Annotated in this window: 9 protein-coding genes; 8 read left to right on the forward strand and 1 reads right to left on the reverse strand. The window is 40.4% G+C overall.

Annotated features, from left to right (window positions below; all coding sequences use genetic code 11):
• From Q0X72_RS11780 to Q0X72_RS11795, 4 genes are all read left to right on the forward strand, one after another.
• On the forward strand, positions 1–651 hold a 651-nt coding region (locus Q0X72_RS11780; RefSeq protein WP_297765607.1), incomplete at its 5' end, for a protein-L-isoaspartate(D-aspartate) O-methyltransferase.
• 263 nt (positions 652–914) lie between these two features.
• Entirely contained in the window at positions 915–3,026 is a 2,112-nt protein-coding gene (locus tag Q0X72_RS11785) for a translation factor GTPase family protein (RefSeq protein ID WP_297765610.1), read from the forward strand.
• A gap of 80 nt (positions 3,027–3,106) precedes the next feature.
• Positions 3,107–4,558 (forward strand): membrane dipeptidase, encoded by a 1,452-nt coding sequence (locus tag Q0X72_RS11790; RefSeq protein WP_297765613.1) that lies wholly within the window; start codon positions 3,107–3,109, stop codon positions 4,556–4,558.
• Positions 4,559–4,582: 24 nt separating this feature from the next.
• Positions 4,583–4,963 carry a DoxX family protein gene (locus Q0X72_RS11795; protein WP_297765616.1) on the forward strand — a complete coding sequence of 127 codons (381 nt, stop codon included), beginning with the start codon at positions 4,583–4,585 and terminating at the stop codon, positions 4,961–4,963.
• On the opposite strand, the gene Q0X72_RS13975 is transcribed toward Q0X72_RS11795, so the two are convergent.
• Complete coding sequence (locus Q0X72_RS13975) at positions 4,958–5,305, reverse strand: DoxX family protein (protein ID WP_367180456.1); 348 nt, start codon at positions 5,303–5,305, stop codon at positions 4,958–4,960. The two genes, Q0X72_RS11795 and Q0X72_RS13975, sit on opposite strands and share 6 nt — an antisense overlap.
• 399 nt (positions 5,306–5,704) lie before the next feature.
• Here Q0X72_RS13975 and Q0X72_RS11800 point away from each other — a divergent pair, with 399 nt between their 5' ends.
• The 4 genes from Q0X72_RS11800 to Q0X72_RS11815 all read left to right on the forward strand — a co-directional run bounded on the left by Q0X72_RS11800 (position 5,705) and on the right by Q0X72_RS11815 (position 8,943).
• A complete protein-coding gene (locus Q0X72_RS11800) occupies positions 5,705–6,538 on the forward strand; it encodes a dienelactone hydrolase family protein (RefSeq protein ID WP_297765618.1) in 834 nt (277 codons plus the stop codon).
• Positions 6,539–6,582: 44 nt separating this feature from the next.
• On the forward strand, positions 6,583–6,999 hold the full coding sequence (locus Q0X72_RS11805) for an OsmC family protein (RefSeq protein WP_297765620.1): 417 nt from the start codon (positions 6,583–6,585) through the stop codon (positions 6,997–6,999).
• 196 nt (positions 7,000–7,195) lie between these two features.
• The gene (locus tag Q0X72_RS11810) at positions 7,196–8,104 is read left to right on the forward strand and encodes a DUF4382 domain-containing protein (RefSeq protein WP_297765623.1); all 909 of its coding nucleotides are present in this window, start codon (positions 7,196–7,198) and stop codon (positions 8,102–8,104) included.
• 83 nt (positions 8,105–8,187) lie between these two features.
• Complete coding sequence (locus Q0X72_RS11815; protein WP_297765626.1) at positions 8,188–8,943, forward strand: SDR family oxidoreductase; 756 nt, start codon at positions 8,188–8,190, stop codon at positions 8,941–8,943.
• Positions 8,944–9,213: the final 270 nt, after the last annotated feature.

Genomic DNA, 9,213 nt, shown 5'->3' on the forward strand with positions numbered 1-9,213 from the left:
TTTGCCCAGGATGATTATCCCGTACAAAGGCATAGGATGGTGGAAGAACAATTGAAACCACGTGGTATTACAAATAAAGCCACTTTAAATGCGATGGGGAAGATTCCCAGAGAGGCGTTTGTTCCCGAATCACAAAAACCATTTGCCTATGATGACAGGCCCCTGCCTATTGGTTCAGGGCAAACCATTTCACAACCTTTTATGGTGGCATATATGACGCAGGCACTTCATTTAAAAGCGCCGGACAGAGTATTGGAAATTGGGACAGGATCCGGGTATCAGGCAGCCGTATTATCCCAGATGATCGATACCGTTTTCACAATTGAGATAGTTAACGATCTTGCACAACAGGCTGTTCAACGGTTGAAAAACTTAAACATCCATAATGTTGCCGTAAAAATTGGGGACGGATACTATGGTTGGAAGGAGAAAGCTCCTTTTGATGCCATAATAGTTACCGCAGGAGCTGAGAATATTCCTCTTTTTCTGGTAGAACAATTGGCTGAAAATGGAAGGATGATAATTCCTATTGGTCCACATAAGGGCGTTCGACAATTAATGTTGCTAACGAAGAAAAATGGGAAGATCAAAAGCAAGTCGCTGATGCCCGTTCGTTTTGTTCCATTTGTAAGAGAAAAACAGCATCCATAGTTCCTGATTTATCGGTTTAAAGACTTACCCATTCCTATACTATAAACCTTCCTGAAGAATGGGATAGTATTTCTTAAAATATTGACCTTTTTTTGTGGTTTTTGAAGTGAAAAAGCAGTAAATTAGTATGCATTGTAATTGGAGTTGAACGCCATCTTTATCCGATTCTGACTCTGGCAATTGCATCCTTGAGAAAGTCCCTTCTATAATTCCTTTTTGATGTGGCTTTTAGTTTATTTAATACGATCTAAATACCTAAGACTATGAAAGTATTCGATGATAAGCACATTAAAAATGTTGTATTTGTTGGAGCGCATCAAAGTGGTAAGACCACTTTGGCGGAAACAATGTTATTTGAAGCAGGATTGATTAACCGGAGAGGTACAGTTGAAAATAAGAATACTGTCTCGGATTATCACGAAATTGAGCATGAGCGAGGTACATCCGTTTTTGCCACCCCCCTGCACACAGAATGGCGTAATTACAAGATAAATATTATAGATACTCCAGGACTGGATGATTTTGTTGGTGAAATTATCTCCTCTATCCGCGTGGCGGATACCATTCTAACTTTGATCAATGCTCAAAATGGCGTTGAAGTAGGGACAGAGATCATCTGGAGTTATATAGACAACTACCAAAAACCAACAGTTTTTGTGGTTAACCAAATGGATCATATGAATGCAGACTTCGAATCTAGCTTTTCCAGTATAAAATCACTTGTAGGAAACAATGCTGTCCTGATCCAATATCCCATTAAGATGGATGGGGCTCAATGCATCATCGATGTGTTGAAAATGAAATGTTACAAGTTTGGTCCTGAAGGAGGGAAACCTGAAAAACTACCTATTCCGAAAGATGAGAAGGAGCGTGCCGATATGCTTCATAATGAATTAGTGGAAAAGGCTGCAGAGAACGATGAAAACCTAATGGAATTATTCTTTGAAAAAGGCACCTTAAATGAAGATGAAATGAGACAAGGTATTAAGGCGGGTATGTTAAACCATGAACTGTTCCCGGTATTTTGTGTCTCTGCACTGAATGATATGGGAAGCGGCCGACTAATGGGCTTTATTGATAATGTAGCGCCAGCGGCAGCAGATCTGAAGCAGGAGCAATCTGTGGAGGGTAAGACCATTGAGCGGAAGAAAGAAGCTTCAACCGCTCTTTTTGTTTTTAAAACGGTATTTCAGCCGAGTTTAGGACAGATCACTTTTTTTAAGGTAAAATCCGGGGAGGTAAGGGTAAATGACAGACTTGTTAATTCAAGAAATGATGAGACAGAGGTTTTTAACCAATTGTTCATCATGGATGGGAAGAAGAGGGAGCAAGTGAATAAGCTAACGGTTGGTGATATTGGAGCAAGCTTAAAACTAAAGCATACAGAAACAAACGATACTCTGTACTTAGATGGTTCTCCTGTAACCATCAAACCAATACAGTATCCTGCTTCAAGAACCAGGAGGGCAATATCTGCCGTTAAGAAACAGGAGGAAGAAAAATTAAGTGATGCCCTCAAAAAGATCCATATTCAGGATCCCACGGTAATCATTGAATATTCCTCAGAATTGCGGCAAATGATCCTTGGCTGCCAGGGTGAACTGCATTTAGCTACCATAGAATGGAGCTTAAAGAATAATTATGGAATTGAAGCTCATTTTGAGCCACCTAAGATCGCTTACAGAGAGACCATTCAGAGAACCTCTACGGCCAGTTATCGTCATAAGAAACAATCTGGAGGAGCAGGACAGTTTGCACAGGTTCATATGAAGATAGAACCCTGGAAAGAAGGAATGCCCGAACCTGAAGGATTCAATATCAGAGGTAAGGAAGAAATTGATCTCCCCTGGGGTGGAAAATTGTTGTTTTACAATTGCATTGTAGGTGGGGTAATAGATATTCGTTATTTGCCTTCGATACGAAAGGGAATTTTGGAAGTAATGGAATCCGGACCACTCACAGGATCCTTTATCAGAGATGTCAGGGTCATGGTCTACGATGGTAAAATGCACCCCGTAGACTCCAATGATATCGCCTTTAAGATCGCAGGGGCTCATGCCTTTAAGGAAGCTTTCCTGAATGCGAATCCAAAACTCTTAGAACCAGTTCAAGAAGTAACCGTAAAAGTTCCTGAGGAAACAGTAGGAAGCGTAATGACAGATCTTCAAGCCAGGCGATCCATCATACAGGGGATAGATAGTATTGATCACTTTCAGATCCTCAAATGTGCGGTTCCCGAAGCCGAACTCTACCGGTATTCAACAGATCTGAGATCTTTGACCCAAGGAAAAGCTACTTTTAGTGCTGTATTCTCATCGTTTAAGGCAGTACCCAATCATATACAGCAAAACCTGGTTAGTACCTTGGATAAATAATATACGGGGCTAAAAATTAATGATTATATCGGTCGGACAATTTAATCCCCGGCAACTGAGGCAATCTGTAGCTCGGCGTCATGGTTTCTAAAAACAATTATATAGATCTTCATTGTCATCCTGCCTTAAAACCTTTTGGCAAAAGTTTTAAGGATAAACCGGTAGGAATGAACAGTGGTGACAGAAGGCGAAAAAAAAGCCTTTGGTACTATGATCCCCCATCTCCATTTGACAAACTGCTGAATTATCTGAGTGGACTCACCAAATTTTCACAATCTAATTTTACTGCCCTTTCATTGGGAGGTGTGAGTACCGTTTGTGTCTCCCTATATCCTTTAGAAAAGTGGTTTGTTCGAAATAAATTTAACAATGAACTGTTGCTGGATCTGGCTTCCAACTTCGCTTTGGGCATAGGGGCAAAGAGGGTAGATCATATACAGGGCATGCAGGATTACTATAAGGATCTTGTACAGCAGTATATGTTTTATCAGCAGTTAGATGGAAAGATCTTTAAAATTGCAGGGGGACGTTACAGATATAAGTTGGTCAGGAATTATAAGCAGATTGAAAAGATAAGGTCTGAAGAATCGACTTCCAAAATTCAAACAATTGCGGTCATCATTACTATTGAAGGTCTCCACGTGTTAAATACTGGATTGGGAACCGAGCCTGATGAACAGGAGGTTTTAATTAACATAAACGCAATTAAGAAATGGCAGTTTCGCCCTTTCTTTATCACTATTGCCCATCATTTCTGGAATCATCTATGCGGCCAGGCACCTAGTCTTACAGGGATTATCACGAACTATGCTGATCAATCAGAAGGATTAGAAACCGGATTTACACCCCTGGGTAGAAAGGTGCTGGAACGTATGTTAAATAATTCAGATGGCAATCGAATCCTTCCAGATATAAAACATATGAGCCCCACAGCCCGTAAAGAATACTATGAGCTATTAGACAGTGGTGGTGATGAATTTAAGGACATTCCCATTATCATTAGTCATGGGGCCTGCAATGGTCTTACTTCATTTTCAAATCCTGTTCCGGGGTCTCCTGAAACGGCAAAGGTGCTAAACCCGGCTTCGATAAATTTTTATGATGAAGAACTGATCAGATTAGCCAGATCTGGCGGTATTATTGGTTTGCAATTAGACGAAAGGCGACTGACAAACAAGGCTACTTTAAAAAAAACAAAGCATTCAATAAAGCGACATAAGATAATGCACTACCGTTCTGAATTGCTTTGGAATCAATTAGAGCATATTGTCACTGTTTTGGATTCGAATGGACTATTTGCGTGGGACTGCATGGCGATCGGATCCGATTTTGATGGGATCATTGATCCTCTCAACGGATTTTGGACCGCGGAGGAATTACCTTTCCTGGCCGACTTTCTGGAAAGGCATGCCTATAATTATATCAGCAAGGCTATATTTCAAAATCCGGAAAACGAGATAAGTGCTGATGAGATTGTGCAAAGATTATTCTCAGAAAATGGAAATAGGTTCCTTGCAAAATATTATATTTAGTAACTTGAAATAAAAAAAAAAGAAATGGAGATAGCAATTATGGTACTGCAGGGCATTGTTGGATTAAGCATTCTTAACGTTTGGCTACTACAATACAACAAGGCAACACGATGGCGCGGTGGTAATGCCACCACTATCTTAGAAGAATTTCAAGTGTATGGCCTTCCGGCCTGGTTTTGTTATGTTATTGGCACCTTAAAGGTAGTTTTAGCGATAATGCTGATCGTGGCCATATGGTATCCCGACTTAAAACTGGTAGCTGCATCGGGGCTTGCACTTCTTCTGGCCGGATCTATATCAATGCACTTCCGTATCAATGATCCACTGATAAAATCATTTCCCGCAGCATTGTTTATGATTATGTGTCTGGTCATCATTTTTACGGATAAGGCAGAATTCCTATAGAATTTCGAGTATCCGGATAAACAGAAAACCACTTAAAAAGGAATAGCTTAGAGCTGGTAAGACAGCGAACCAGGGATCGTTTATTTTTAGTCGGACTATCACACCCAGCAGCATAAGAATGCACAGGCACGCCGAAGAGATCAAGATCAAAACCGGCGTGAAAAGCAGACCAATTATCAGTCCGAGGCTACCTAATAATTGTAATCCACCCACGAGTCTTCTTTTATCAGGTAGTCCATAACGATCGAACTCAAATTTCATTTTTGGCAGCAAGAAACAGCTGGTGCCAAAAAACAAAAAAGATACTATAAGAAAGAGTGTAACTATTTGAATGTAATTCATTGGTACTTTTACTATGGGAAAGCTATAATAAATTTGTGTAAAGATACCCCAAAAACTATCCAAAGAACTTAATAAGCAGACAAGATTAGTGCCTACACTACTAAAATTACAGAGCACTACCGGCCCTTGTAAAAACGTATCTTAATGATTAATTATATATATGACCTGGCATCTGGGAAAAAGATGTAGGATGATCTTTTGCAAAACACAAAAATTCACATCTGTACCTGGCAGAACGTTTTGAACAAGGTCTCCCATTAGCGGAATGGGATGAAAGTACATTCTACACTTCGGGAGAAAAAGGATATTTAGATTATGAGAAAAAAACATCGAAACTGACCTCTGCTCAAAAGCTAAGTAATTCGTAAATTAGCATCAAATCAATAATAGAATACACAAATGAAAAGAAGTGTTTGGATTGCAGTCGTTAGTTTAGCTCTTATCATGGGGGCTTGTAAGATGGATAAAAAGGAAGAAGTAACGCAAACTCCGGAAATTACTAAAATTTATGTTGTTGGAGAGGAAGTAACATACACTACTGAATCTACTTCCATGAGAGGATACCTGGCTTATGATACTTCTATAAAAGAAAAGCGACCCGGAATTATCGTGGTTCATGAGTGGTGGGGGCACAATGATTACACACGCGAACGAGCAAGAATGCTTGCTGAGCTTGGTTATACTGCCCTGGCAGTAGACATGTATGGCGATGGCAAGCAGGCAAATCATCCTGATGATGCCGGAAAATTTTCCGGGATGGTGATGAAGAATATTGATGAGGCGAAGGCGAGATTCAAATCGGCTTTAGAACTTTTAAAATCACAACCCTCTGTAGATTCAACTGAGATAGCAGCTATTGGATATTGTTTTGGCGGTAGTGTGGTGTTGACCATGGCCAATGCCGGGGAAGATCTGGATGCTGTTGCTGCCTTCCACAGCGGGGTGCAGTTGCCCATTATGCCGAACGAAAATCTAAAAGCAAGGGTCCTCGTATGTAATGGCGCAGCCGATCCATTTGTATCTGCGGAATCAGTGGTTGCTTACAAAGCAGCGATGGATGAGATAGGAGCAGAGTATACCTACATTGCCTATGAAGGGGCACAACACGCCTTTACCAGTAAAGGGGCAGATTCTTTAGGTCAGAAGTTTAGTCTCCCATTGGCCTATCAGGAGAAAGCAGATAAGGCTTCTTGGGAGGAGTTGAAATTGCTATTAAATGAAACGTTTAAATAAATATATATAGTGTATTATAAATCAAACCTATAAAATATATAATAATGAAATTTACAAGAAAAGCAAGTGCTCACTGGCAGGGGAGTGGGAAAGAAGGAAAAGGAACTGTAAGTACGGAAAGTACCGTTCTTAATAAAGCCCAGTATTCCTTTAAAACCAGATTTGAAGACGGTATTGGAACCAATCCGGAAGAACTTATTGGCGCGGCCCATGCAGGGTGTTTTAGCATGAAATTAAGTTTTTTGCTGGGCGAGGCCGGATTTACCCCGGACGATTTGAATACCACGGCAAGCGTTCTTTTTGAAGATGGTAACGTTACCAAAATCACGCTCGATCTAGAAGGCAAGGTTCCCGGAATAGGTAGTGATCAGTTTGTTAAGATCGCCAACGAGGCCAAAAAGACCTGTCCTATTTCACAGCTCTTAAAAGCAGAATTGGCACTGAATGCTAAATTGGTATAAAAATAAGATTTAGTGTAATCAAAAATGGGACGTTTGTTCCATTTTTTGTTGGCAAATTTTAACCCATATAAAATTCGTTTTTATAGTATTTACTTAATGTAATTCATCGAAAATAGCGGAAAGTACTGGGCTATCATTTACTTAAGGAGTAATTTTAAAGGCTTTTTAACTAAAGGATAAATATAATAGTAGAACTATGAAAACGAAATATCTTTATGCATTTCTGGGAATATTATTAATATTATTTACAGGATGTACGGACAATGATGCAACAGAGAACGGTGTGGGGAGACTCACCATACAACTTACAGATGCTCCCTTTCCGCTAGACCTCATCTCGGAGGCCAATGTTACCATATATAAAATAGAGGCGCGTCAGAAGGACGATACAGAAGATGGTTCATCCATGGAAGATGAGGAAAATATGGGAAACGAATCAGAAGATATGCACCATGGTACGTCCATCGTTGTCTTGATGGAAGAGGAAATAAATATAAACCTCCTCCACCTTACCAATGGGGTTACCGAATCCCTGGTTGATACAGAGATCCCTGCAGGCACTTATGATCAATTGAGAGTTTATGCCAAAGGTATTAATGTGGTAATGAACGATGATGAAAGCACTACATACGACTTAAAAATTCCCAGTGGCGAGCAATCAGGGATTAAAGTAAAAATTAAACCGGCTTTAACGATAGCGGGAGGGTTATCGGCAGATCTGTTGTTAGATTTTGATGTAAGCAGGTCATTTGTACCTCGCGGGAATATCAGGGACATATCAAAATTTAATGGTTTCATTTTTAAACCGGTCATTAAAGTTAGCAACATGGCTACCGCAGGTACTTTAGCAGGAGTAGTAACAGATATGGCAGATGGTACTGCATTGGCAGGCGCCCAGATCACTGTATCCCAGGATGGTGAAGAAATAACAACATCGTTTACCGATGAAACAGGGGCCTACATGATCATGGGGCTCGATCCGGGAAGCTATGACGTTATAGCAGCCTTAGATCTATATGATACTTCATCGGTAGAAACTATTGAAATAGTAGTCGGTAATAAAACGGTATTAAATTTTGAGCTCGCCCTTACACCAGATCCATAAATTTACAGATTATCCTAAAAACTAAAGAGCAGATAAATCTGCTCTTTTTTATTTATTTTTATTGATCCACACAATTATTTAAAATGAACCTCAAAGGACAAAACATTTTGGTAACGGGTGCTTCCAAGGGCATAGGATACGGTATAGCCGATTATCTCTTGAAACACGGGGCAAAAGTTGGGGTGCACTATCATTCTGGTAAGGTTCAGGCGGATTCGCTTGTTGAAAAATATGGAAGTGCCAATGCAAAGGCGTTGCAGGCAGATTTGGCTAATAGTGAGGAAGTGCTTTTACTATTTGAAAAGGCGGTAGATTTTCTGGGGAAGATTGATACACTCATTCTAAATGCAGGGGTTTTTATTCCGCATCCAATGGATGCGGGAATAAAGGACTGGTATAGAGTTTGGAAACAAACACTTGCTGTTAATCTAGATGCAGTAGGTTTATTGACCAAGGTAGGCTTAGATCATTTTATGGGGAATAGTTCCGGAAGGATCATCTACATAGGCAGCAGAGCTGCTTTCCGCGGAGAGACCGAGGAATATCTTGCATATGCAGCCTCCAAAGGGGGACTCACTTCACTGGCACGTAGTGTAGCCCGTTCATTTGGGAAGTATAACATCAAGGCCTTTGTAATAGCACCTGGCTTTACAAGGACCGCCATGGCCGAACAGTTTATTGGAGAATACGGGGAGGCTAAGGTGCTGGATGAAATTGCTTTAAATAAACTTACCGAGGTTACAGATATCGCGCCTTTGATTGGCTTTATGAGTTCAGGAGCCATGGACCACGCCACAGGCACTACGATCGACATTAATGCGGGCAGCTATATCCACTAGAAATTAGTTTTTTAGGGGTCCAAAAAATATTAGCTGAATCTTATGAATACTGATTCCTTAATATCACTAATTTTACGTAACCAATTGAAACATTATTTATTCTTAAATAGCGATGCGATCAGATTATCCCCAGTACCTGAGGTGCCTGGAGGCGCTAAAGGGTTCATCCTTCTTCCACCTGATGGATACAAAGGCATTGCACGAATTGTTGGTTACAATGAACCACAAATATTGGCATAAGGGAGACTTTAGATACAGTCTCGATTCCCA

Source organism: uncultured Muriicola sp. (assembly GCF_947258935.1).
Classification (GTDB): domain Bacteria; phylum Bacteroidota; class Bacteroidia; order Flavobacteriales; family Flavobacteriaceae; genus Muriicola.